A 24,691-nucleotide genomic window follows, 5' to 3' on the forward strand; every position below is an offset into this window, starting at 1 on the left:
GGTGGGTGATGGCGCTATGCGTGGCCGGTGCGATGGCAGGTCAAGTTTCGGCGAAGCCGCCGTCGCCTGCGCCGTCCTCATCGCCCTCCTTATCGGAAGACGCTCCGATGGTGCTGCGGCAAAACGGCATCGAATACGTGAGCGGCGGGATCGGAGAGGAGCAGGTCGCCGCGATGCGACAGATGGCGTCCCATTACAGCTTGAACGTGATGGTGGCGGGCCGCGGCGGCGAATACTTGTCCGACGTCGACGTGACGATCGCATCCGCGACGGGGAAAAACGTCTTTACCGCGCGCACCGACGGCCCGTACCTGCTCGTCAGGCTGCCCGCCGGGCGCTACCGCGTGACCGCGCAAAGCGGCCAAGCCAGTCAAACCCGGCAGGTGACGGTGCCGGCGCACGGCACGGCGCGCCTCGATTTTCATTTAGCCACCAACGAGTCTTAACGACGCGAGGAGAACCATGATGTATCGCAACATCCTGCTTGCAGTGGACGGCAGCTCGTCGTCCAAGCGCGCCATCGAAGAAGCCGTGCGCATTGCATCGCTCGCGCATGCGACCGTGCACGCGGTGTACGTCGTCGATAAGTCGGCGCTGTTCAACTACGGCGGCTACTACGATCCGCAAGCGCTGCTCGACGCGCTACGCGGCGACGGCCGCGCTGCACTGGCGCAAGTACGAGAGGCGCTCGGCGGGGCGGGCGTGACGGGCGACGAGGAATTGATTGAGACCGAAAGCATGGCCGACGACGTCGCAACGTGCCTGCAGCGCTACGTTGATGCTCACGCGATCGATCTCGTCGTGATGGGTACGCACGGCCGGCGCGGCATGCCGAGGCTCGTCCTCGGCAGCGTTTCCGAGCGGTTCTTGCGCTTCTCGACATGCCCGGTGATGCTCGTGCGGGCAGGGCAAGAACCAGAAGCTGCGTCGACGTAAACCCAGCGCCGCCGGTCAATCGCCATGGACCGCCAAAACGATCTCGTCAGTACGCTGCTTACGATCGGCTTGCTGGTGCTGATCGCTTTCCAACTGCTGACGTTGCGCGCACCGGCCCAACCGATCGACTACAGCGACTTCCGCCGGCTCGTCGCGGCCCGCCAAGTCGATAACCTCGAGATCACGCCGACGCGGATTACGGGCAACTTGCGCATGCCGAGCGCCGGCGCACTGCTGACTGCCTCCGATGCGCAGGCGGTGAAATCGCAGGGCGCGCCATGGCGCTTCACGACGGTACGGGTGGCCGACGATCGCTTAAGCGATGCGCTGGCGCAGGAAGGCATCCGCTATCGAGGAGAGAGCGACAGCACATGGCTCGGCTCTCTTCTCTCCTGGATCGCTCCGATCGTCGCGTTCTTCTTCGTTTGGTCGTTGCTGATGCGGCGCGGCGGAGGCGGTGCGATGCAGGATTTCATGGGCGTGGGCAAAAGCAAGGCGCGCGTCTATATGCAGAAGGAGACCGGCGTGAGCTTCGACGACATCGCCGGTATCGACGAGGCCAAAGCCGAATTGCAGCAAATCGTCGAATTCTTGCGTAACGCCGAACGCTATCGGCGGCTCGGGGGCAAGATTCCGAAGGGCGTGCTGATCGTCGGCGCGCCGGGCACGGGTAAGACGCTGCTTGCCAAAGCCGTGGCAGGCGAGGCATCGGTGCCGTTCTTTTCGATCAGCGGCTCCGCGTTCGTCGAGATGTTCGTCGGCGTGGGCGCGGCGCGCGTGCGCGACCTGTTTCAACAGGCGCAGCAAAAGTCGCCTTGCATCGTCTTCATCGATGAACTCGATGCGCTCGGCAAGGTTCGCGGCGCCGGCGTTACCTCGGGCAACGACGAGCGCGAGCAGACGCTGAATCAATTGCTCGTCGAAATGGACGGCTTTCAGCCCAATTCCGGCGTCATCATCATGGCCGCGACGAACCGGCCCGAGATCCTCGATCCCGCGCTCTTGCGGCCGGGGCGCTTCGATCGCCATATCGCCATCGATCGGCCCGACGTGGTTGGGCGCCGTCAAATACTCGGCGTGCACGTCAAAAACGTGACGCTCGCGCCCGATGTCGATTTGGCGGAGATCGCGGCGCGCACGCCCGGATTCGTCGGGGCCGACTTGGCCAACGTCGTCAACGAGGCGGCATTGCATGCGGCGGAACTCGAGAAGGCCGCCGTCGAGATGGACGACTTCGACGAGGCGATCGATCGCGCCATGGCGGGCATGGAGCGCAAGAGCCGAGTGATGAACGCGGAGGAAAAAGTCATCATCGCGCATCACGAAGCCGGGCATGCGCTCGTCGCGCAAAGCCGCGCGCACTGCGATCCGGTCAAGAAGGTATCGATCATTCCGCGCGGCATCGCCGCCCTGGGCTATACGCAACAAGTGCCGACCGAAGATCGTTACGTGCTGCGCAAAAGCGAACTGCTCGACCGGCTCGATGCGCTGCTCGGTGGACGCGTGGCCGAAGAAATCATGTTCGGCGACGTATCGACCGGGGCGGAGAACGACCTCGACCGCGCGACCGCGATGGCGCGTCATATGGTGGAGCGCTACGGCATGAGCGAGCGCGTGGGCCTAACGACGCTGAACTCGACGACCTACCCGGCGCCGACCGATGGCGCTCGCTACAGCGAGAGCACGGCGCGGCTCGTGGACGAGGAGGTCAGAGCGCTGCTGCGCGAGGCGCATGAACGCGTGGAGCGGACGCTGCGCGAACGTCGCGCACCGCTCGAGCGAATCGCCAAGCGGTTGCTGGAGTGCGAGGTGCTGGATCACGATGCGCTCATGCGGCTGATCGAGGGCGATGCGCCGCAGCCGCCTGCGGCTGCTAGCGCACCCGCGATGGATCCTGTCGAGCCTGTGCCAAGAAGCATTGGCAGCGAAACATAACGAAAGAATGATGAAAGATAAACGAAGGAAAGGCATCTCGATCGCCTTTCGTTTGTCTTTCTGTCCTCAATGCGAAGACGCGGGCGGATGCTGTTCGGCGAGCGTCACGAGCGCCGCGCGCAACTGGACGAATTCGCTCGCCTTATCGAGAAACAGCCGGGCGCCCAGGTCCATGCACACTTTCCGCATTTGCGCGTAAGCGGAATTGCTGAGGACGATGGCGGCGGTCGCGGGCCGATGCGCGCGCAGCCACTTCAGAACGGTCAGGCCGCTCGTGCCTGCTCTCAACTGCAGATCGAGGATGACGACGTCGGGCTCGCTGGCATGAATGGCGGCGAGCGCGGTCGCGGCTTCGTCGGCTTGCGCCACGATATGCGTGCCCGGGACGGTTTTCACTAGATCGCACAGGCGCTCGCGAATCGGCGCGTAATCTTCTACAAGTAACACCTTCATGATGCACCGCGGCTGTTTCAGGTTCGTGACCCAAGTGTCCGCGAAACGCCCGCGCTAGAAAATCAGCCGCGGACTTGATTCGTGTGCGGCTTTCGGCTTGGCTGTCAGCCAATGCCTACACGGCCGGAAGGGCAAACGTTTGCGTCTTTGCGCGCTCGTGCATGACAGCGTTCGGCCGCGAGCGCTAGACTGAAGTATCTGCAACGCGGGAGCCGGTTAGTGGATACTCAGCCGTTACCATCGAACAGCCAGGCCGGCGGCGCGTTGCTGGCGCGAATTTCGCCCGAAGAGCGGTACCGCGCCATGGTCGACTCCGTGAAGGACTACGCCATCTTCCTGCTCGATGCGAAGGGCCGGATCGCCACGTGGAATGCGGGGGCCGAACGGATCAAGGGGTACAGCGCGCGGGAAATCATCGGGCGCCATTTTTCCGTGTTCTACCCGCCTGAAGTGGCGGCGCGCGGCTATCCGGAGGAAGAATTGCGGCACGCGTCGGAGCTCGGGCGCTGGGAGGACGAGGGCTGGCGCGTGCGCAAGGACGGCTCTCGGTTTTGGGCCAACGTGGTCATCACGGCGTTGCGCGATGCGACGGGCGAGGTGATGGGTTTCGCCAAGATCACGCGCGATTTGACCGAGCGCCGGCGCAACGAGGAGCAATTGCGCCAGAGCGAGGAGCGCTTGCGGCGGTTGATGGACGCCGTCGAGGACGCGATCTTCATGCTCGATACTCAGGGGCTCGTGACGAGCTGGAACGGCGGTGCGACGCGCATGCTGGGGTTTCACGCGGGGGAAATCATCGGGCGCCACTTTTCTCGCTTCTATCCGATCGAGGCAATTGCCGAGCGTGAGCCCGAAGACGAACTGGGCGACGCGGCGGCCTACGGCCGTATCGAGAAGGAAGGGTGGCGCGTGCGCAAGGACGGGGCGCGTTTTTGCGCGCACATCGTGTTGACCGCCGTCTACGGCGTCGCGGGCGAACTCGTCGGTTTCGCCAAGGTGGTGAGAGACGTCACGGAACGCAACCAGCTGCGCGAACTCGAGTACGCGAGCGAATTGGCCGCGCGCATCGAGGCGACGCGAGAGGAAGAGAAAAAGCGCATTGCTCGCGAGCTGCATGACGATCTCGGGCAGCAGCTGACGGCCTTGAAGATGGATTTGACGGCGTTGACCGGAGACGACGCCCGTCCCGAGGCGCATTCCGACGGCGCCCGGGACGCGGTGCGCTTGCGCGCGCTGGCGATGCGCGAGGCGGTCGACCACGCGATCGCTTCGGTGCGGCGGCTGGCGGCGGGCTTGCGCCCGGCGGTGCTGGACGATCTCGGCTTGCTGCCCGCGCTCGAATGGCTCGTCGACGATTTCCGCCAGCGCTCGCGCCTGCACATCGAGATCGCGACCAATGCGGAGGACATCGCGTTCAACGACGCCGCGGCGACCGCCATTTTCCGCATCGTGCAGGAAGCGCTGACGAACGTGGTGCGGCATGCGCACCGTGTGACGGCGGTCACGATCGAGCTGAAGTGCGGGCCATCGGTGTGCGAGGTGGCGATCAGGGACGACGGCGTCGACGTCGAGCCGCTTGTGGGTTCGGCCGAGCGGCGCCCGAGCCCGTCGGGACTCGCGGGGATTCGCGATCGCGTGCGCCGGTTGGGGGGCTCGGTCTACATCGGGCGCGAAGCGGGCGCCGGGTTCGCCATTCGCTTATCGGTGCCGCGCGAGGCCGTCGAGGCGCAACCGCTGCGGTGACTTGACCTGCATCAAAGGGCGACGCCACGCGTCGGCGCAGGCTGATCGAATGCGCCGGTGTCACGCTCGCCGGCGCCGATCAAGGAGAGCGCTGATGAAAGTCGAGGAGTATCAAAGCAGCGGTACCGTCCACGTTCCGATGACCTGCACCGTGAGAGAGGCCGCCAAGCAGATGCGCGATCAACACGTCGGAGCATTGATCGTGACGGAGAACGGACCGCCGTCGAGCCGCGTCGTCGGGATCGTGACCGATCGCGACATCGTGGTGAAGGCCGTGATCGAACGTCTGGCGCCGGACGACTTGCTCGTGGCCGACATCATGCAGACCCATGTACTCTCCATCGACCGAAGCGCGGACATCGGCGACGCGCTGCAGACGATGGCGAGCCACGGCGTGCGCCGCCTTGCCGTGACGAACGCGGAAGGCGCGCTCGTGGGCATGCTTTCGCTCGACGACTTGCTGGGCGCGCTGGCCCGCGACTGGGCGCTGCTGTCCTCGATCGTGCGCTCGGAACTCACGCGCGAGCGTACGGGCAGCGTTCAATCGATGCTGCCGGCTGCTTGAGGCCGCGGCGCGGCGTTAAGCCACGCCGGGCAAGCGCGATCAGAATTGGTAGTTGATGGCGAGATCGAACACGCCCGATGCGCGCGTCTGCGTGATCGGGCTGTGCGCGGCCGAGCCCACGAGCTGCTGGAATGCGCCGTCGGCCGAGAAGATCCAGTGTTTTTTCACGGTCAGCGAAGCCGAGACGCCGAAGCCGACCGAGCGGATGCCGGCGGAGGCGTTGTATTGCCGGTAGCCCGATCGCGCCGCTTGCGTCGCATTCACGCCGAACCAGCTATTCATATAGCGGGAGTCGGCGATCGTCATCGTGGGGCCGGCGAACCACGCGAATTTTTCCGAACTTCCGGGCATCGGCATGTAAGCGCCGAGATCGCCGATCCAGCCGTTGTCGCCGCCGAAACTGCGGCGTACATCGGCGCGAATGACGAGCGGAAACGATTTCGAAACGGCGTATTCGCCCACGAGCCGCAAGCTCGGCGCCGGATTGATATTGCCCATGCCGTTCAAGTGCTCGAGGTCATCGGCGGCGCGCCGGCCCAGGTTGTAAGCAGCCCCTATCCCGAGCCGCCAATTCGGCCCGGTCAGGACGTTCATGCCGATGCCTTCGCCGGTGGACAGAAAGAAGCGATCGCGGTAACGAATGTCGATGCTGGGGCCCGCGAGCATCTGATAGCGGGACGAGCCGTCGTAGCGAGGCTGAAAGCTGGCGGAGGGGCCGACGCGAATGCGCCACTTCGGCAACTGCGGCTCGAACATTTGCTCGAGCAGGATGCCCGAGGAATATTGCCACTCGGCCAGCGGCGAGGGCGTTTGCGCCTGAACGGACGCGGGTGCGAGAGCGGCAAGAATGGCGCCGGCGAATGCCAGGCGCGAAGCCGCGAACGAGGTCGACATAGCGCTTTTCCTTATTGGAGACACCTCGAAAGACCTGAGGCAAATCGTGCCAGAGCTGACAGCAAAACGCATGCCCTTTTTTTGTCGCAGCGTGCGCCGCAGCAGGTTCGCAATTTGCGGCGCATCGCGTCTGCGTCGAGACCCACCAGGAGAAAAAGCAGTGACCGAGCCCGTCAAAGCTGAATCGAGCGAGGACGTCGTGCTGTGGCGAACGTTTCGGCCCGCCATGGTCGATCATCGGCGCGTGCTCGTCGTCGACGACTATCGCGATGCGGCCGAGGCCCTGCAACTTTTGCTCGATGCGGACGGGTTCGAATGCCGCGCGACGAGCGATCCTCGCGAGGCCTGCACGATCGCGCGCGAGTGGCAGCCCTTCGCGGTGATGCTCGATATCGCCATGCCCGGAATCGACGGCCTGGAGCTCGCACGGCGGCTGCGCGCGGACAGCGCGACGACGCATATGGTGCTGATCGCGTGCACGGGCTATGCCTCGGCGGAAGATCGGGCGCGCGCACGCGAAGCCGGATTCGACGCGCACTGCGCGAAGCCGTTGACGCCTGAGCTGATACTGCGCGTGCTCGAATTCGCCAGCGAGGGGAATCGTCCCCCGCCTATTTCGCCGCCCGACGCGCGCGGCGATACCGCTTCATGAGCGGGGTGGCCGACATGCCGTGCACGAACACCGAAGCGGCCACGACGGCGAGCGCGTAGGGCGCGAGCGGCACGATGTCGTCCCTCGGCCCGTGTTCGATCGCGTAGGAGAGGTAATAGATCGTGCCGATGCCGCGGATACCGAACCAGCTCATCATGCTGCGCTCCTCGCGCTCGGCACGGGAGCCGAGCAGCGACAGTTCGACGGCGGCGGGCCGAATCACGAGAAAGAGCGCCAGCACGAGCGCAACCGCGCGCCAGGTGAGGAGCGGCGCGGACAACGTGCTGAGCAGGTTGCCCACCATGATCATCATCGCCATCTCCGCAATGCGTTCGAGTTCGATCGTGAAGCCGAGCACCGATTCGGCCATGTAGGCGTGCGCTTTGTCGGGGTGAGCCGCCGTTGCGGCCACGTCGGACGAGTCGATCGAGCCGATCGCATCCTGCGGCGAGCGCGCGCCGGTGGCGCGGTGTTCGACGCGGCGCATGGCCACGCCCGCGGCGAAGACGGCCAGAAAACCGAACGTATGCAGTAGTTGCGCGGCGCCGTACGACAACTCGATGAGACCGAGTGCAAAAAATCCTTCAAGCCCGAGCGCTTGCGCGTGGCGCGTCCGTAGCCAGGCGACCGCGTGCGTGGTGGCGAAGCTGAGCAGCGCGCCGATACCGATCGCGCCGACGAGCCCCCATAGAGTTTCGATCAACGTCTCGAACGCCGGGAGATCATGTCCGGTTTGCGCGCCGCCCGCGCACCAGGCGAGCGCGATCAGCGAGAAGGGCTGGGCGATGCCGTCGTTCAGTCCGCCTTCGCCGGACAAAGCGAAACGCACGATGTCGAGGTCGTTGGCGTCGCGCACCTGCACGTCGTGCGCCAGCACCGGATCGGTCGGCGCGAGCATCGCCGCCAGCACCCACGCGGGGCCCCAATCGAGTCCCAAGCCCCACGCGCAGAACACCGCCAGCAGGGGGACCGTCAAGAGCATGGCGAGCAAGCCGAGCCGCACGGGCAGCGACCACAGCGAGGCGAAAATCGGCGCGCGAAGCCGAAGGCCGATCGCAAAGAGCGAGGCGAGCAAGGCGACTTCGCTCAAGAGGCGCACGAGCGAGGCGTCGCGTTCGATGTCGAGATCCAGCAAGCCGCCCGCGCTCGGGCCCAATGCGACGCCCGCGGCGAGGTACAGCATCGCGCCCGTCAACGGCAACCGCTTGAACAGCGAACTCGCAACGCCCATGGCGACGAACATGCCGCCGACGATGAGAAACCAAATTGTTTCCCGCATGGAGAGGGCATCCCATCATTGGGTTCGTCGGTAATCGTTGGCTCGGTGCAATGCGCATGCCAACCCTCCCTGTGGATGCGCACCTCAATTCGATTTCTTTGGCACGGATGATGCATACGAGCTAAGGCGTTGCTCGGGGTCGGCCCCATTCACGGCCGCGAGCGGCACACGTCGCGTTTCTTAAATACAAATCGATGGAGAAAACCCATGGCGAATCAACCGTTTTTGTCGGACGTCCAGGCCATTCGCAAGCGTGCACGCGAGCACATCGAGGAAGGGGCCGTGACCGCCGGCTATCAGGCCGATCGCGAAGCGGTGCTCAAGCTGCTCAACGACGCGCTCGCGACCGAGATCGTCTGCACGCTGCGCTATCGCCGCCATTACTTCATGGCGAAGGGCATCCATTCGAAAGGCATTGCCGACGAATTTCTGCAGCATTCGAACGAGGAGCAGCAGCACGCCGATCAAATTGCCGAGCGCATCGTGCAGTTGGGCGGCGAGCCGAATTTCTCGCCGGAGGGGCTTCTCACGCGCAGTCACGCAGAGTATGTCGAAGGCGCTTCGCTCGTCGACATGATCAAGGAAGATCTGGTCGCGGAGCGCGTGGCGATCGACAGCTACCGCGAGATCATTCAGTTTCTCGGCGAAAAGGATCCAACGTCGCGGCGCATCATGGAAAGCATCCTGGCCGTGGAAGAGGAACACGCCGACGACATGGCCGATCTGCTCACGGGCTTGCCCAGCGACACCAAGGCCAAGTGAGTTTTTGTGCTGGGCACTGGGTTTGCTGCGGTGCATGCAGCACTTCACTTCATCTAGAGGAGCTGCGCCGATGACTACGAAGACAAAGACGCTGGAAGGTTGCAAGGTCGCCATGCTGGCAATGGACGGTTTCGAGGAAGCGGAGCTTAGCGAGCCGAAGCAGGCGTTGTCGGAGGCCGGCGCGATCGTGCACGTCATTTCGAAGAAGCGCGGGCAGATCCAAGGCTTTCGGCACACGGAGCGGGGCGGCATGGCGACCGTCGACGCGACGTTCGACGAGGTGCGGCCGGAACAATACGACGCGGTCGTGCTGCCCGGTGGCGTCGTGAACGGCGATGCGATCCGTACCGTGCCCGAAGCGCAGGCGTTCGTGCGGGCGATCGACGAAGCCCATAAGCCGCTCGCCGTGATTTGTCACGGCGGCTGGCTGCCCATTTCGGCTGGCATCGTCAAAGGGCACACCATGACGAGCTGGCCTAGCCTGCAGGACGACTTGCGCAACGCGGGCGCGACCTGGGTCGATGAGGAAGTGGTCGAAGACGGCAACTTCATCACGAGCCGCAAGCCCGACGACATCCCGGCGTTCAATCAAAAGCTCATCGCCCGTCTGGAACAGCGAGGTCAGACACGATGAGTCGCGACGGGACGCGAGCCGGCAGCGAAGCGAAAACGAGCGCCGTGCCCAGAGCGGCGGCGCAGGCGACGGGGCCAACCCTAACCGTGACGTTCGCCGACGACGCACCCGCGTTCGACGGCGCCCAGATGGTCGTGCGTTTCGTCGCGAACGTCGACGGTGTCCCGCTCTCGTGCGCGATCACGGCCGAAGCGCTCGAGGATCATTTCGGCGCGGGCTCGACGCTCGAGGCCGAACTGTTGCGTGCGTACGCCGAAGGTCGAGACCGGATTCACGCGGTTTGCGCACGCGCGATCGAAGAGAGCCAAGGCGCCGCGGTCGTGCTGCGCAGCGGCTTGTTCCGCATCGAGCGAACGTGACCGCGGCTTCGCGCGCCGTGACGCGTTGAGTGCAACGTAGCTCGGGGGCGCGCCCCAAGGAGACAGAACTAGGAGGGCAATTGTCATGTCGCTGATCGTCGCAGGTCGCTTCACCACGTTCGACGATGCCGAAGCGGCCGCGAGCCGTCTGTTCGCGGCGGGTTTCGTGCAGGAGGACGTTACGCTGTTCTTCGTCAATCCGCGCGGGCAGCATGCGCGCTTTCCCATCGGCGGCGACCAGTACGCCGACCCGCAAGCGGCGCGCGCATCGAAAGGCGCGGGCAAGGGCGGCGCAATCGGCGCCGTGATCGGCGCGATCATCGGCGTCGCGTTGTTCAGTGCGTTTTCCTCGCCGTTCCTATTGCTCGTCGTGGCGGCCGGTGTCGGCGCCTACCTCGGCTCCTTGATCGGTGCGATGTCGCATACGCGCGGGGGAGGCAAGCTGCCCGACGAGCACGTGCCGCACGAGGCGCGCGATTCCGGCGTGCTGGTGGCCGTCCACGTTTCGCCCGACAACCAGCATGAAGCCGCGCGCGTGCTGCGCGAGGCGGGCAGCCTCGAAGTCGAGCGCGCGCACGGGCGCTGGCAGCACGGAAAGTGGGCCGATTTCGATCCGACGAAGGATGTCGAACCGATTCCCGCCACGGTCGCGGAGACAGTTTCCACGCGCCACGCGCAAGCTCACGCCAATCGTTAGGTGAACTGACAAATCGGTTCGAGGGGCGCAACGCAGCCCTGACCCGATAGGCATACGCATTGCAGTATCAAGGGAAGCGTTGCCGTCAAGAATCACAACGCTTCGCGCGCGCCGCGTTTTTCACGAACGCGCCCAGACGCCCAAGCCGGCGCACCGGCTTTCAACAGGAGGACGCCATGCTTCGATACGCAGTCGTATTTTTCATCATCGCGCTCATTGCCGCGATCTTCGGTTTCACCGGCATTGCCGCCGGCGCGGCCGAGATCGCGAAGATCTTGTTCTTCATCTTCCTCGTCATCTTCCTGGCGACGCTGTTGATCGGCGTATTCAGGTGACGACGGCAAGCACATAATAGTCTCGCCGTTGCAGGGATTACGAGCGCTTTGCAAGGAATGCAAAGCGCTCGCGCGAACGTCTCGCCTCGTCCCGCGCCGGCGTGCGTCGTCGGTGTAAAGGCGCTCGGCGCGCGGCCGACGGCGAAAGGAGAGTCGCCATGTCACGCGTGATTTGGAAAGGGGCGATCAGTTTCGGTCTCGTCAACGTGCCGGTGCAGCTGCATCCGGCCACGCGCCCGGAGCGGACGAGCTTCAACTTGCTCGACAAGGACACGGCCGATCCGATCGGCTATAAGCAGATCAATAAACGGACCGGCAAGGAAGTGCGCCGCGAGAACATCGTGCGCGGCTACGAGTACGAGAAGAACAACTACGTCATTCTCAGCGACGATGAAATCCGCTCGGCCAGCCCGGAATCGACGCAGACCGTCGACATCCTCGCGTTCGTCGAGGCGTATGGCGTTTCGTTCTTGTATCTCGATACGCCTTACTACCTGGTACCGGAGCGGCAAGGCAAGAAAGCCTACGCGCTGCTGCGCGAGGCGCTTGCCCAATCGGGCAAGATCGGCATCGCCAATGTGGTGCTGCACAACAAGCAGCACTTGGCGGCGCTCATCCCCGCAGGACCGGTGCTCGCGCTCAATACGTTGCGTTGGGGCGGCGAGGTGCTCGACGCCGGCGATCTCTCGCTGCCGCCCGCCGATGCGAAGTCGGCCGGCGTGAACCCGCGCGAAATCGAAATGGCGAAAAAGCTCATCGAGGATATGACCGAGACATGGGATCCGATGCACTATCACGATACCTTTCGCGACGACATCCTCGCGCTCGTCGATCGTAAGGTGCGCGAGGGTAAGACGCACGAGATCAGCGAAGGCGGGCGGGCGCCGGCCCGGACGCGGGCGACGGCCGATGTCGTCGATCTGTCGGAACTGCTCAAGCGCAGCCTCGGGCGCGGTAAGGGCAAACACGCGGCTTGATCGGCATGGCGGATAAACTCGACACCTATCGCAAGAAGCGGCGTTTCGACGAAACGCCCGAGCCGTCGGGCGCGGCGCGGGCAAGGCGCGCCAAGGAGACGGCGGGCCGCAAAAGCACGGGCCCCGCGCTTTCCTATTTGATTCAAGAGCACCATGCGCGGCGGCTGCATTACGATTTCCGGCTCGAACTCGACGGCACGCTCAAGTCATGGGCTATCCCCAAGGGGCCGTGTCTCGATCCTTCGGTGAAACGCCTGGCCGTGCACGTGGAAGACCATCCGCTCGAATACGGCAGTTTCGAAGGCGAAATCCCGCAAGGCAACTACGGCGCGGGCACCGTCATCGTGTGGGACCGGGGGACTTGGGAGCCGGCCGGTGGCGTCGCCGACGCACGCAAGGCGTATGCGGCAGGCAAGCTCAAGTTCACGCTGAACGGCGCGAAGCTGCACGGGGGCTGGGCGCTCGTGCGCAGCAGCATGCGCGGCAGCGGAGACAAAGAGCAATGGCTCCTCATCAAGGAGCGTGACGACGAGGCTCGGCTCGAGAGCGAATACGACGTCATCGCCGAACAACCCGGCAGCGCGCTCGCGGCTGGCGCTGCCCGCGCCGAGTCTGGACGCAAGGCGGCGACGCGCTCGGGCGACGACGGTGCGGCGAACGGAAAGACGAAGACGAAAACGAAGGCGAAAACGAAGGCGAAGGGAAAGGCGGCGAACACGAGCGCGATGGCCGTCCCCGCGAAAGCGCCGCACGCGGGCGAATCCCGCTCGGGTCACCCCGACATCGTCGCCACGCGCACGACGCAATCGCTGCGCGAGCTCGCGGTCTCGCCTTCGATCGAGGGCGCCGTCAAGGCGCGCTTGTTCGAGTCGTTGAAGCCGCAGCTTGCCACGCTCGTGGATGAAGCCCCCGCCGGCGGCGACTGGTCGTTCGAAATCAAATTCGACGGCTACCGCACGCTGATAAGGATCGATCGCGGCGATGCGAAGCCGGTCCGGATATTCACGCGCAGCGGGCTCGATTGGACCGCGAAGTTCAAGCGTCAAGCGCAGGCATTCGCCGCGCTGGAGGTGGAGACGGCCTGGATCGACGGCGAGGCGGTCGTGCTCGACGCCCACGGCGTGCCGAGCTTCCAGGCGCTCCAAAACGCGTTCGACGCCAATCGCCCACAGGACATCGTCGTCTTTGCGTTCGATTTGCCCTATCTGAACGGATATGACCTGCGCGACGTGCCGCTCGTGCAGCGCAGGGCGCTGTTGCGGGCGCTGCTCGAAGGATTCGACGACGACACGATTCGCTTCTCCGAGGACTTCGCGCTCGATGCGAACGATCTGCTGCACAGCGCCTGCGAGATGGCGCTGGAGGGGATCGTCGGCAAGCAACGGGACAGCCGGTATACCTCGCGGCGCAGCGGCGCTTGGATCAAGCTTCGCTGCCGTCGCCGGCAGGAGTTCGTCATCGGCGGCTATTCCGAACCCGCAGGCAGTCGCAGCGGCTTCGGCGCGCTGTTGCTCGGCGTCTACGACGCGAGCGGCAAGCTGCATTACGCGGGCCGCGTGGGCACGGGTTTCGACGCGTCGATGCTGCGATCGATCAAGCGCGAGCTCGACGCGCTGGAAACCGCCCGTTCGCCGTTCGCGGAGCCGCCTAGCGAGCGCAGCCGCACCAAGGTGCATTGGGTGCGGCCCGAACTCGTCGCCGAATGCAATTTTTCGGAATGGACGAGCGAGCGCGTCGTGCGGCAGGCATCGTTCATCAGCTTGCGCCGGGACAAGCCGGCCCGCGACATCGTGCAGGAGGCGCCGCGACATATGGACGGAACAAACGAGGCTTCGGGGGAGAAGCGCTCGCGAAAGGCGCGGACCGCCTCCACCGCTGCCGAGCGCGAAGAACCCAAGAAAACCGCACGACCAAAAGGCGAAGGCGACACGGTCGCCGGCGTGCGTATTTCGAACCCGCAGCGCATGATCGACAAGTCGATCGAATTCACGAAGCGCGATCTCGTCGACTATTTCGAGCGCATCGCGCCTTGGCTGCTGCCGCACTTGAAGGGACGGCCGGTCGCGCTGGTGCGGGCCCCGGACGGTATCGACGGCGAACTTTTCTTTCAGAAGCACAGCGCTCGCCTGTCGATTCCCTTCATCACGCAGCACGAAAAGCTCGACCCGGGTCACCCGCCGCTGCTTACGATCGACAGCGCGCAGGCGCTCGTGGGCGTGGCGCAAATGGGCACGGTCGAACTCCATACGTGGAATGCGGTGGTCGCGAACATCGAGAAGCCCGATCGGGTGGTGTTCGACCTCGATCCCGATCCGGCGCTCGGATGGGATCGCATGGTCGAAGCGGCCCGATTGACGCGTGAGTTGCTGGCGGAACTCGGGCTTCAGTCATGGTGCAAGACGAGCGGCGGGAAGGGCTTGCACGTGGTCGTGCCGCTCGCGCGCCACGCGGGATGGGACGACGTAAAGGCATTCGCGCAAGCCGCCGCGCAACATATGGCGGCGACGTTGCCAGACCGGTTCAGCGCGAAGATGGGGGCGCAAAACCGTCGCGGCCGCATTTTCGTCGACTACCTGCGCAACAACCGCGGATCGAGCACGGTGGCGGCATTTTCGCCGCGCGCGCGGCCCGGCATGGGTGTGTCGGTCACGCTCTCGTGGGACGAACTGGAAGATACGACGGGCGGCGCGCAATGGACCGTCGAGAACGTTCATGAGCGGTTGGCTTCGCTGCGCGCCGATCCCTGGGCCGACTATGCCGGGGCGAAACAGCGGATCACGCGCGACATGCGCGCGCGCTTGGGTATGAACGACGTTTGATGCGATTGCGGCGCTCGATGAGCGACGACGCCATGCGCGGCAATGCAGCGCGGGGCGCTTGCTCGGGCTTGCTTCTTGCGCGATATCCAGTCTCCCAGGTCGACCCAATCGGAGGCACAGATGGCGCAAACAGTAGGCGATTTCATCGTCGAAAGATTGCATGAGTGGGGCGTACGCCGCATATTCGGCTACCCCGGCGACGGCATCAACGGCGTATTCGGCGCAATGCGCCGCGCGCAAGGCAAGATCGAATTCATTCAGGCGCGTCACGAGGAAATGGGCGCGTTCATGGCGAGCGCCCACGCGAAATTCACGGGCGAACTCGGTGTGTGCATCGCGACCTCCGGCCCCGGCGCCGCGCACCTCGTCACAGGGCTCTACGACGCGCGGCTCGACCATATGCCGGTGCTGGCGATCTGCGGGCAGCAAGCGCGTGCCGCACTCGGTTCGCACTATCAGCAGGAAGTCGATCTCGTCTCGATGCTCAAGGATGTCGCGGGGGCGTACGTGGAGCAGGCGAGCGTGCCGGCGCAGGTGCGTCACATGGTCGATCGCGCCGTGCGGATCGCGCTGTCGCAGCGGCGCGTGACAGCCATCGTGCTGCCGAACGATCTACAGGAACTCGAATACACGCCGCCGCCGCGCAAGCATGGTACGGCGCATTCGGGCGTGGGCTATTCGCGCCCGCGCATTCTGCCCGAGCCCGCCGATTTGGCGCGCGCGGCCGACGTGCTCAACGCCGGCAGCCGTGTGGCGATGCTCGTGGGTGCGGGGGCGCTGCATGCGACCGACGAGGTCATCGCCACCGCCGAGCGTCTGAAGGCCGGCGTGGCGAAGGCGCTGCTCGGCAAGGCCGTCGTGCCCGACGAATATCCGTGGGTCACGGGCTCGATCGGGTTGCTCGGCACGAAGCCGAGCTGGGAGCTGATGAACCACTGCGATACGTTTCTGATGATCGGGTCCGGCTTCCCCTATTCGGAGTTCTTGCCCAAGGAGGGCGAGGCGCGCGGGGTTCAGATCGACATCGGCGCGGACATGCTCAGCTTGCGTTACCCGATGGAAGTGAACTTGGTCGGCGATAGCGCGGAGACGCTGCGTGCGTTGCTGCCGCTCTTGGATCAGAAGACGGACGATGCCTGGCGCAAGCGGATCGAGAACTGGACTTCGGACTGGTGGGAGACGCTCGATAAGCGCGCGAAGGAAAGCGTCAAACGGGGCGTGAATCCGCAGCGGATTTTCACCGAGCTCTCCCCGAAGCTCTCGTCGGACGTCATCCTGACGAGCGACTCCGGCTCTTGCGCGAACTGGTATGCGCGCGACCTGAAAATTCGCCGCGGCATGATGTGCTCCCTCTCCGGCGGGCTCGCGTCGATGGGGGCGGCCGTGCCGTATGCCATCGCCGCGAAATTCGCGTACTCCGATCGCCCCGTGATCGCGATGGTAGGCGACGGCGCCATGCAGATGAACAACATGGCCGAGCTCATCACGGTCGCCAAGTATTGGCGGCAATGGAAGAATGGCCGTTGGATCTGCATGGTGATGAACAACGAGGATCTGAATCAAGTGACGTGGGAACAGCGCGTCATGGAAGGCGATCCGAAGTTCGAAGGCTCGCAGGATTTGCCGAACGTGCCGTTTCACCGGTTCGCCGAACTCATCGGGCTGAAGGGGATCTACGTCGATACGCCCGAAGCGATCGGCCCCGCTTGGGATGAAGCGTTGTCGGCGGATCGGCCGGTCGTACTGGAGATCAAGACCGATCCGGAGGTGCCGCCGCTGCCGCCGCACGTCACGCTCGTGCAAGCGCGCAAGTTCATGCGTACGCTGATGGAAGGCGACCCCGAGGAGGGCAGCGTCATCGTCAACACGGCCAAGCAGGTGATGGCTTCCGTACTGCCCGGGAAGAAGGACTCCTAAGGATCGTTCAGCCGTGCTTGACGGCTTTCCGGCCCGCCAGCAGCGCGATCAAGCCCAGCGCGAGCGCCGCGCCCAGGGCGGCGCCGCGGTGGGTGTCGAGCCAGAGCGACGCGCACGTCGACTTGGCTTCGCCGCTGAAGGAGCCACGCAAACGGTGCGCCCCCGGAACGCTACGCCATAGGTCGACCGCATGCTCGGGGTCGGTCGGGCTTTGGCGTTGTTGAGCGCGAAAGGCGCGTTTGGCGAGGTAGCGATCGAGATAGCTCGGCGCGATCTTGTTCGCCACGATGGCTTTGATCGACGAAAGCCCGACATGCAGCTCTCGTCGCGGATGCGTCGCGGCCCACACGATCGCGCGCGCGGCGACCTCTGGCTCGTACACCGGGGCCACCGGCCGCGGTGCGCCGGGCATGCGGCTCGGCGCCCAATCGAATTGAGGCGTATTCAACGCGGGCATCTGCACCATCGTCACGCGCACGCCGCTCTTGTCGTGCAGCAACTCGCAGCGCAAAGCATCGGTAAAGCCGCGGATCGCATGCTTCGCCCCGCAATAAGCCGACTGTAGTGGAATGGCGCGGTAGGCGAGCGCCGAGCCTACTTGCACGATTACGCCTTTGTCGCGCCGGCTCATGCGCTGCAGCGCGGCCATCGTGCCCCAGACGTAGCCGAGGTAGGTCACCTCGGTGATGCGCGCGAACTCGGCGGGCTGCATGCGGGCCACGGGCGAGAACATCGTCACCATGGCGTTGTTGACCCAGACGTCGATGGGGCCGAGTTCGGTCTCGACGCGCTCGGCTGCCGCTTCGACGGCTTCGGGCGAGCTGACGTCGATCGGGATCGGCAAGGCGCGTACGCCGAAGCGGCGCACGGCTTCCGCCACTTGCCCCAGCGCTTCTTCGTCACGGGCCAGCAAAGCGACGTCGGCGCCCTTCTGTGCAAAAGCGAGCGCCGCCGCGCGGCCCACGCCGGCGCTCGCGCCGGTGACGACGACGATGTTCGGTGAACGACGTGAATGCGCCATGGCAGTCTCCATGAAGATTTGGCCGAGGCATAGCCGTATTCGTTGCGAACGCCGTAGGACGCCGAGAGTGCGCCCCGGTAGCGCACGCCTCACGCTGCGCGAATCGGTATCGGTCGATCGGTTGCATATCGCGTGCCGGCTGCGCGCCATCGCTTGCTATCCCGCACGCGGCACTTCCCTTGCTTGCCGATCGAGCGCACACCGGTGTTTCGTCCCGCCCTCCAACGCTCGATCGTTCCTTCCTTTCCTCCATGAGCGCACTTCTGCTGTCCCGCTTGCAGTTCGCCTGGGTCATCGCGCTGCATATTCTGCTGCCGGCATTCACGGTGGGCCTGTCCTGTTACATCGCAACGCTCGAAACGCTCTGGTGGGCGACGGGGCGCGATGTGTATCGCCGGTTGTCGGCGTTTTGGATTCGGATCTTCGCGGTCTCGTTCGGCATGGGTGTCGTGTCGGGCATCGTCATGCCGTTTCAATTCGGCACGAATTGGAGCCGATTCGTCACGGCCACGTCGAGTACGATCGGTTCGTTGATGGCTTACGAAGTGCTGACCGCCTTCTTTCTGGAATCGGCGTTTCTAGGCGTATTGCTGTTCGGGCGCAAGCTCGTTCCGCAATGGGCGCATGTCCTTTCGGCGATCTTCGTCGCATTGGGCACATTGATGTCGTCGTTTTGGATTCTCGCGGTCAACAGCTGGATGCAGACGCCGAGCGGATACCGCATCGTGGATGGCAAGTTCGTGCCCGACAGCATGATGGCGATCATCTTCAATCCGTCGTTTCCGTATCGCCTCGCACATACCGTCACGGCGTTTCTCGTGACGACGGCGTTCGTCGTGCTGGGCGTCGGCGCGCACTACCTGCTCAAGGCGCGCGCGCCCGAGGAAGGGCGTGTCATGGTGAAAATGAGCCTGTGGTTCTTGGCGGTCATGGTGCCCCTGCAGGTCGGTATCGGCGACGCGCACGGGCTCAATACGCGAAAGTATCAACCCGCCAAGCTCGCGGCGATGGAAGGACTATGGGATACGGGCCGGCGCGTGCCGGCCAACCTGTTCTCGATCCCCGACGACAAGGAGGAGCGCAACCACTTCGAGGTTTCGATCCCCGTGCTCGGCAGCATCTATTTGACGCACGATCCCAACGGCCTCGTTCAGGGCTTGAAAGACTTTCCGCGAGCGGATCGGCCGGTGGTGCCGATCGTGTTCTTCGCCTTTCACATCATGGTCGGAGTGGCGTTGCTGATGCTGGCGGTCGTGATTGGGGGCCTTGTTTTATGGCCGAAGCGAAAGCTTTTTGCGAGCAGGCGATGGCTCGGCTTGTGCCGCATCGCGAGTCCGTTGGGCTTCATTGCCGTGATCGCCGGATGGACGACGACCGAAGCGGGCCGTCAGCCGTGGACGGTATACGGGCTCATGCGCACGGCCGATTCGGTCACACCGTCCTTGACGAGCAGCGACGTGGCCATCTCGCTGGCGCTCTACGTGGTGAGCTACATCGTCATTTTCGGCTCGGGCGGCGTGCTGCTCGCCCGGCTGATTCGGCTCGGCCCCGACGCGCGCGAGAAGGAGCCGGCCACGCTCGATCGGCGAGCGGCCCGGCCCTTGTCGGCCGCGCATGCGGCACATGGAGACGACGTGCGCGCCCGGGCGGTCCCGGGTGCGATGGGAGGCGACGATGACGCAACTTGACCTCGTGCCGCTATGGGCGGCGATTCTCGGCTTCGCGGTGCTGATGTATATCTTGCTCGACGGCTTTGACCTCGGCGTGGGAATTCTCTTCCTGCTGCGCAAGAACGAACGGGACCGCGACATCATGATGGCGTCGGTGTCGCCCGTATGGGATTTCAACGAAACGTGGCTCGTACTGGGCGGCGCGGGCTTGCTGGCGGTATTCCCGGGGGCATTCGCCATCATCGTCCCGGCCGTGTACTTTCCGGTGCTGCTGATGTTGCTCGGGCTATTGTTCCGCGGCGTCGCATTCGAGTTCAGGGGCGTGCCCGGCGCGAATAGACGCTTATGGAACATTGCGTTCGCCGGCGGCTCCTTGCTGGCCGCTTTCGCCCAGGGCGTGATCGTGGGGATGTTCATTCAAGGGTTCGACGAGGCCGGCGGCCGATTCGTGGGCACCAGTTGGGATTGGGTGCGCCCGTTCCCGATCTTCGCGGGGTTCGGCGTCGTGGCGGGCTACGCGCTGCAGGGCGCGACGTGGCTCATCATGAAGACGCAGGGCCGGTTGCAGATATGGTCGCGGCACGTGGCTCAGCGGGTGATGGTGCTCGTTTTCGTGTTCATCGGCCTGGTGAGCGTCATTACCCCGTTTTCGAGCCCGAAGATCGCCGAGCGTTGGTTCACGTGGCCAAATATCGCGTTCTTCGCCCCCGTGCCGCTCGTCACGCTGCTGCTCGCCGGGCTGCTCGTGCGCGGCGCGGATCGCGAGCGCGAGGTGTTGCCGTTCGTCTGTTCCGTGGGGCTTTTTTTCTTGTCGTTCTCGGGGCTCGTGATCAGCCTGTGGCCGATGATTGCGCCGCCGTCGGTCACGCTATGGCAGGCCGCGGCGGCGCCTGTTTCGCACGAATTCTTGATGATCGGCACCGCGTTCGTGCTGCCGATCCTGCTGATCTATGTGGTCTGGTCGTACTGGGTGTTTCGCGGGAAGGCGAGCGAAGAGCATGGGTATGGGCATGAGTAAGGTCTACCCATGCGTAGCGCCGTTGCCGACCCTCTCCAAGCTGAACACCTGCTCGGCGCGCGACCCGTTGCGCTCCTTGATGTCCACGGTTCCGTGATACGCCACGCGCCAGCCATCGCGCGTCGCGACGATGGGTACGTTGCCGCCCGGACGGCTGTCTAGGTCGACGAGGCCGTCGGGCGGGACCGGCACGTTGTTCTCGAGCGTCGCGTTCGAGTTGATCACGTTGTCCTGCCAAGGGGAAGCGTCTTTTCTGGCCTCGAGCCCCTTTCCATCCGTGTCGACGGTATTGTCGGACGCCGCCATCGCTGCGTTGTCGACGGACACGATATGCGCGTTCGCGCGTGCGACGGGATCGGGGCTATCCGCATCCTTCGAACCATGTTCAATCGCCGGCAGCGGCGCCGGATCCTTGGCGGCCACCGCCTCGGCCGATGTGGCGCGCTTCGTTTTGCCGAATTCGCGGCCCTGCGTTTTCGCATCCGGCATATCGCCGCCGGCGGCTGGCGTCTTGGCCGGGCTTTTGGCCGCTATTTCGTTTTGCTGTGCCTGAGTCGGATTGTTTTGCGCGTTTTCCGCCATGGTCAGCCTCCAAAGTTGACGTGTACTTAGGGAAGTACCTTGCAACGAACGTGCCGAGCATGGTGGCCGAACCGGATCGGGATCACAATTCGCCGCGTGCACGCAACGCCGCGATCCGATCCGCGGTGCGGCATGCAATGGCCTGAATCGTCAGCGAAGGATTGACGCCGCCCACGGTGGGAAACACCGAGCCATCGCAAATCCAGAGATTAGGGATGTCCCAACTGCGGCAATCGGCATCGACGACACTCGTGCGCGGATCGTCGCCCATGCGCGCCGTGCCGTTCAAATGGCAGGTGTCGTCTTCCTGACGCCAGATTTCCTTCGCGCCGGCCGCATCGAGCGCCGTGCTCATGAAATCGAGGGCATGCTTCACGAGCCGTTTGTCGCTGTCGCACAGCGAATGCGTGATGCGCGCGATCGGCAGGCCGAGGGCATCCTTTTCGTCGGCTAGCGTCACGCGGTTCATCTCCTGGGGCAGCGTTTCGCCGACGATTTTCAAACCCGCTTGGTGGTTGTACTTTTCCATTTCCCCGTGCAGCGCGTCGCCCCACAAGCCGCGGCCCGTCTGCACCGCGGCCCAGGCATTGGGCAGCGGCCCCTGGCTCATGTAGCAGTAGCCGCCGAAGAAGTCCTTGCCTTCGTCCGTATAGTTCCAATGCTCGGTCAAGGCGAGCGACGGCGGCCCCTTGTACCACCGGATCTCTTCGTCCATCAAACCCCACACCGCTTGGTTCGACTGCACCATCAGATTCTTGCCGACGAGGCCCGAACGATTCGCGAGGCCGTCCGGAAAACGCGGCGTAGCCGACATCAGCAGCAACCGTGGCGTTTCGATCGCATAGCCGGCAACGACCACGTTGCGCGCCCGTTGAAACTGCCAGCGGCCCTCGCGGAAGTATTCCACGCCATGCGCGCGATCGTGTTCGTCCAGTGCGATGCGCCCGACCATCGACAAGTCGCGAATCTCCGCTCCCGCCTTGACGGCGCGCGGTATCCAGGTGACGAGCGCGCTTTGCTTGGCGTTCGTCGCGCACCCGGCCACGCAGAAGCCGCGATAGACGCAAGGGTGCGATTTGCCGCGCGGCGCCGATACCGTCGCGAGCGGTGTCGGGCACCAGGGAATGCCGAGCGCTTCGCACCCGCGTGCAAGCACGAGCGCCGAGGCGTTCAGTTCGTGCGCGCGATAGGGGTAGCGCGGACGATGCGGGCCCCAAGGGTAGTTGACCGGCCCGGAGATCTTCAGCGCGTCTTCCACATAGGCGTAGTAGCGCCACATTTCACGCCAATCGATCGGCCAGTCGGCGCCATAGCCTAGCAGGCTGCGCGCCTTGAACCACTCGGGGCGAAAGCGCAGCGACACCATCGCGAAGTGCACGGTGCTGCCGCCGACCGCCTTGCCGCTGTTGTTGCTCCCTAGCTTGAGCGGCTGCTCGCCGTCGCAGATGCGCTCATCGGTCCAGTACAGCTTCGCCTGATGCGTCTCGTCGGAGGCGAATTCCTCGAGCGGACGCCACCAGGCGCCCGCGTCGAACGCCACGACGCTAAAGCCTTGTTCGGCCAGACGGCAGGCCAGCGTTCCGCCGCCCGCACCCGTGCCGACGATGGCGAAGTCGACCGGATCGTCTTGCGGATATTCCCGCATCGGTATCCAGCCGCCCACGGTGAAGACGTCGGGGGCGCGCCCGTTCTTGCCGCGCGGCGTGTGCAAGGCGTCATCGCGCACGGCGGTTCTCCTCTAGGGCGCGTGCTTCGTTTCCGGGCTTGGCTTCGGACGCTTCCCAGGGGTCGCGGCGATTGGCCTGCATGCGCACGTAGCCGCGCGGATTCGCCGGGCCGCCGAAGCCGATTTCATTCCACGATTGCGGGTGGGCGTAATAGGCGGAGCCGATGTCGTGCAGCACGCGCAAACTGAAAAAGACATCGCAGGGCATGCCTTGCCACGCGGCGTCCTTCAATTCGCCGCGCTGCATCCGAGTCAGCAAGCCGCGCTGCCGAGCGCGATCGAGATCCGCGAAGGCGGCGCCATGCGCTTGGCGGCTTTCCGCGTCAAGCGCCGCGAGGCCGATGCGCCAAGCGTCGCGTAGCGGCGGCAGGCGCGCATCGCGATAGCCGTCGCGTCCGTCGACTTGAAGCTTCCGATCGACGAGCCCGGCAACGGGCACCGACGCTTCGGCCCAGCGATCGTCGCCTCGCTCGCGTGAGTCGCCGCCGCTCGCGTGCTTCTCGGCACGCTCGCTCGATGCGGGCGCTACGGGTGATGGCGCCCGCGATCTCGGCACGATGACCGCGCACAGGGCATCGAGCGCGCGCCACTGGGTGTCGTTGCAAAAGCGAGGCTCGTTGCGCTGCGCGAGGCGTTCGTCGATCACTTCGCGCGTCGCGTCGTCCCATGACGGCGTGTCGCGCTTTTGCATGACGTCGTAGCCTGGATAGCGCGATCGATGCACTTCGCTCATCGTTCTGTCTCCCTCAAACGCAAGGCGGCCAGCCCCGCGGTGGCCAACGCGGTGAAGCTCGGGGGCGCCGGCAGCGGCGGTCCGTTCAAAATGTTTTGCGACCAATTGCGCCATCCGCCCTGATTGCGCGCGATGCCGCGCGCATGGAATCCCATGCCGATCGCGCCAAGCGCGGCGGTGACGCGCAGCCAAAACCGGGTCCACCGGTTCGCCCTGGGCGGTGCGAGCGCCGCGCACGCCAGCAATGTCGCGGCGAGCGGCGGCACGGTCACGGGCGCATACATGGCGGGGTGCTGAAACGATCCGCGAAAATGCAGCAGCGCGACCTCGCCGACCGTGCCGATCATGCCGACCGCCGCCAGCAGCGCAAGCGCTTGCCCCGCCGGCATGCCGAACAATCGAGGGTCGTGCGCGGGCTCGTCGCGCAGGCGCTCGCCCACGGCCCCGAGCGCGCCGGAGAGCAGCAACGCGGCGGGCGCACCGAGCGGCGCGCCGTAAAACAGGTTGTGCCAGCTGAGCCTCCCGGGGCGTTTCGTCACGTTGTAGAGGTGAAATCCCGTGCCCGCTACTCCCACTCCCGCTGCGGCGAGGTAGATGGCGTTGCGCACGCGATGGCGGCTGTCGGCATGATCGGCGCCGCCGTGCACGCCGGCCGCGAGCGAAAGCGCGCCGGTGATCAGCGGCGCGTACATGCCGGGGTTCTCGAACGAGCCGCGGTAGTGCTCAACGGCCGAATCGGTCAGCGCCGACCATGCGAGCAGTGCCGAACTACGGTTGAACGCGCGCGCGGCATGGATATGCGCGTCGATCCGATCGCCCTGCCCGGTGAGACGCAGCGCCGTCGTGCGCACGGCGCGTTTCGTGTCTGGGTATCTGGTCCCGCCATGCGACGACGCGGCCTTGACGCAAGCCGCCGCGACGGCCGCGCCGGCGGCGACGCCCAAGGCGGCGACGATGCTGTCCGCCGTACGATTGATCAACGTA

Annotated in this window: 23 protein-coding genes and 1 pseudogene; 16 read left to right on the forward strand and 8 right to left on the reverse strand. The window is 65.0% G+C overall.

Annotation, left to right across the window (positions count from 1 at the left end; all coding sequences use genetic code 11):
- Positions 1 to 107 precede the first annotated feature (107 nt).
- Genes ACTHNR_RS24755 through ftsH form a run of 3 tightly spaced genes read left to right on the forward strand, consistent with a single transcriptional unit; the run spans position 108 to position 2,871 of the window.
- Positions 108 to 446, forward strand: a complete 339-nt coding sequence (locus tag ACTHNR_RS24755; RefSeq protein ID WP_440551104.1) for a carboxypeptidase-like regulatory domain-containing protein — start codon at positions 108 to 110, stop codon at positions 444 to 446.
- A 19-nt stretch (positions 447 to 465) separates the two neighbouring features.
- A complete protein-coding gene (locus ACTHNR_RS24760) occupies positions 466 to 936 on the forward strand; it encodes a universal stress protein (RefSeq protein ID WP_440551195.1) in 471 nt (156 codons plus the stop codon).
- Between the two features lie 24 nt (positions 937 to 960).
- On the forward strand, positions 961 to 2,871 hold the full coding sequence (ftsH, locus tag ACTHNR_RS24765; protein WP_440551106.1) for an ATP-dependent zinc metalloprotease FtsH: 1,911 nt from the start codon (positions 961 to 963) through the stop codon (positions 2,869 to 2,871).
- Positions 2,872 to 2,937: 66 nt separating this feature from the next.
- On the opposite strand, the gene ACTHNR_RS24770 is transcribed toward ftsH, so the two are convergent.
- Complete coding sequence (locus ACTHNR_RS24770; RefSeq protein WP_440551108.1) at positions 2,938 to 3,324, reverse strand: response regulator; 387 nt, start codon at positions 3,322 to 3,324, stop codon at positions 2,938 to 2,940.
- Positions 3,325 to 3,588: 264 nt separating this feature from the next.
- On the opposite strand from ACTHNR_RS24770, the gene ACTHNR_RS24775 reads away from it, so the two are divergent.
- Both ACTHNR_RS24775 and ACTHNR_RS24780 read left to right on the forward strand, forming a co-directional pair.
- Positions 3,589 to 5,067 (forward strand): PAS domain-containing sensor histidine kinase, encoded by a 1,479-nt coding sequence (locus ACTHNR_RS24775; protein WP_440551197.1) that lies wholly within the window; start codon positions 3,589 to 3,591, stop codon positions 5,065 to 5,067.
- Between the two features lie 94 nt (positions 5,068 to 5,161).
- Positions 5,162 to 5,632, forward strand: coding sequence for a CBS domain-containing protein (locus ACTHNR_RS24780; protein ID WP_440551110.1), 471 nt, complete (start codon positions 5,162 to 5,164; stop codon positions 5,630 to 5,632).
- A 39-nt stretch (positions 5,633 to 5,671) separates the two neighbouring features.
- Here ACTHNR_RS24780 and ACTHNR_RS24785 read toward each other — a convergent pair whose 3' ends face one another.
- Positions 5,672 to 6,526 (reverse strand): MipA/OmpV family protein, encoded by an 855-nt coding sequence (locus tag ACTHNR_RS24785; RefSeq protein WP_440551112.1) that lies wholly within the window; start codon positions 6,524 to 6,526, stop codon positions 5,672 to 5,674.
- Between the two features lie 160 nt (positions 6,527 to 6,686).
- Here ACTHNR_RS24785 and ACTHNR_RS24790 point away from each other — a divergent pair, with 160 nt between their 5' ends.
- A complete protein-coding gene (locus ACTHNR_RS24790) occupies positions 6,687 to 7,178 on the forward strand; it encodes a response regulator (RefSeq protein ID WP_440551114.1) in 492 nt (163 codons plus the stop codon).
- Here ACTHNR_RS24790 and ACTHNR_RS24795 read toward each other — a convergent pair.
- Positions 7,138 to 8,457 (reverse strand): cation:proton antiporter, encoded by a 1,320-nt coding sequence (locus ACTHNR_RS24795; RefSeq protein ID WP_440551116.1) that lies wholly within the window; start codon positions 8,455 to 8,457, stop codon positions 7,138 to 7,140. The genes ACTHNR_RS24790 and ACTHNR_RS24795 overlap by 41 nt on opposite strands.
- A gap of 207 nt (positions 8,458 to 8,664) precedes the next feature.
- Here ACTHNR_RS24795 and ACTHNR_RS24800 point away from each other — a divergent pair, with 207 nt between their 5' ends.
- From ACTHNR_RS24800 to ACTHNR_RS24835, 8 genes and pseudogenes are all read left to right on the forward strand, one after another.
- A complete protein-coding gene (locus ACTHNR_RS24800) occupies positions 8,665 to 9,219 on the forward strand; it encodes a ferritin-like domain-containing protein (protein ID WP_440551118.1) in 555 nt (184 codons plus the stop codon).
- Between the two features lie 70 nt (positions 9,220 to 9,289).
- Positions 9,290 to 9,853 carry a type 1 glutamine amidotransferase domain-containing protein gene (locus tag ACTHNR_RS24805; protein WP_440551120.1) on the forward strand — a complete coding sequence of 188 codons (564 nt, stop codon included), beginning with the start codon at positions 9,290 to 9,292 and terminating at the stop codon, positions 9,851 to 9,853.
- Entirely contained in the window at positions 9,850 to 10,212 is a 363-nt protein-coding gene (locus tag ACTHNR_RS24810) for a DUF1488 domain-containing protein (RefSeq protein ID WP_440551121.1), read from the forward strand. The genes ACTHNR_RS24805 and ACTHNR_RS24810 overlap by 4 nt, the downstream gene beginning before the upstream one ends.
- An 85-nt stretch (positions 10,213 to 10,297) precedes the next feature.
- Positions 10,298 to 10,909, forward strand: a complete 612-nt coding sequence (locus ACTHNR_RS24815) for a hypothetical protein (RefSeq protein ID WP_440551123.1) — start codon at positions 10,298 to 10,300, stop codon at positions 10,907 to 10,909.
- A 176-nt stretch (positions 10,910 to 11,085) separates the two neighbouring features.
- Positions 11,086 to 11,244, forward strand: a complete 159-nt coding sequence (locus tag ACTHNR_RS24820) for a DUF1328 domain-containing protein (protein ID WP_440551125.1) — start codon at positions 11,086 to 11,088, stop codon at positions 11,242 to 11,244.
- Between the two features lie 158 nt (positions 11,245 to 11,402).
- Positions 11,403 to 12,218, forward strand: a pseudogene (gene ku / locus ACTHNR_RS24825) (non-homologous end joining protein Ku); the annotation flags it as partial.
- Between the two features lie 8 nt (positions 12,219 to 12,226).
- Positions 12,227 to 15,040 (forward strand): DNA ligase D, encoded by a 2,814-nt coding sequence (ligD, locus tag ACTHNR_RS24830; protein ID WP_440551127.1) that lies wholly within the window; start codon positions 12,227 to 12,229, stop codon positions 15,038 to 15,040.
- A 120-nt stretch (positions 15,041 to 15,160) separates the two neighbouring features.
- The gene (locus ACTHNR_RS24835) at positions 15,161 to 16,957 is read left to right on the forward strand and encodes a thiamine pyrophosphate-requiring protein (protein ID WP_440551129.1); all 1,797 of its coding nucleotides are present in this window, start codon (positions 15,161 to 15,163) and stop codon (positions 16,955 to 16,957) included.
- 7 nt (positions 16,958 to 16,964) lie between these two features.
- Here ACTHNR_RS24835 and ACTHNR_RS24840 read toward each other — a convergent pair whose 3' ends face one another.
- Complete coding sequence (locus ACTHNR_RS24840; RefSeq protein ID WP_440551131.1) at positions 16,965 to 17,978, reverse strand: SDR family oxidoreductase; 1,014 nt, start codon at positions 17,976 to 17,978, stop codon at positions 16,965 to 16,967.
- Positions 17,979 to 18,229: 251 nt separating this feature from the next.
- On the opposite strand from ACTHNR_RS24840, the gene ACTHNR_RS24845 reads away from it, so the two are divergent.
- Positions 18,230 to 19,666 carry a cytochrome ubiquinol oxidase subunit I gene (locus ACTHNR_RS24845; protein WP_440551132.1) on the forward strand — a complete coding sequence of 479 codons (1,437 nt, stop codon included), beginning with the start codon at positions 18,230 to 18,232 and terminating at the stop codon, positions 19,664 to 19,666.
- The gene (cydB, locus tag ACTHNR_RS24850) at positions 19,653 to 20,666 is read left to right on the forward strand and encodes a cytochrome d ubiquinol oxidase subunit II (protein WP_440551134.1); all 1,014 of its coding nucleotides are present in this window, start codon (positions 19,653 to 19,655) and stop codon (positions 20,664 to 20,666) included. Before ACTHNR_RS24845 ends, cydB begins: the two co-directional genes overlap by 14 nt.
- A gap of 3 nt (positions 20,667 to 20,669) precedes the next feature.
- On the opposite strand, the gene ACTHNR_RS24855 is transcribed toward cydB, so the two are convergent.
- The 4 genes from ACTHNR_RS24855 to ACTHNR_RS24870 form a co-directional block, all read right to left on the reverse strand.
- Entirely contained in the window at positions 20,670 to 21,248 is a 579-nt protein-coding gene (locus tag ACTHNR_RS24855) for a DUF3005 domain-containing protein (RefSeq protein WP_440551136.1), read from the reverse strand.
- 82 nt (positions 21,249 to 21,330) lie between these two features.
- Positions 21,331 to 22,974 (reverse strand): GMC family oxidoreductase, encoded by a 1,644-nt coding sequence (locus ACTHNR_RS24860; protein WP_440551138.1) that lies wholly within the window; start codon positions 22,972 to 22,974, stop codon positions 21,331 to 21,333.
- On the reverse strand, positions 22,964 to 23,707 hold the full coding sequence (locus tag ACTHNR_RS24865) for a gluconate 2-dehydrogenase subunit 3 family protein (RefSeq protein WP_440551139.1): 744 nt from the start codon (positions 23,705 to 23,707) through the stop codon (positions 22,964 to 22,966). The genes ACTHNR_RS24860 and ACTHNR_RS24865 overlap by 11 nt, the downstream gene beginning before the upstream one ends.
- The gene (locus tag ACTHNR_RS24870) at positions 23,704 to 24,687 is read right to left on the reverse strand and encodes a hypothetical protein (RefSeq protein ID WP_440551141.1); all 984 of its coding nucleotides are present in this window, start codon (positions 24,685 to 24,687) and stop codon (positions 23,704 to 23,706) included. The genes ACTHNR_RS24865 and ACTHNR_RS24870 overlap by 4 nt, the downstream gene beginning before the upstream one ends.
- Between the last annotated feature and the right edge of the window lie 4 nt (positions 24,688 to 24,691).

Source organism: Trinickia sp., from assembly GCF_051954495.1.
Lineage (GTDB): Bacteria > Pseudomonadota > Gammaproteobacteria > Burkholderiales > Burkholderiaceae > Trinickia.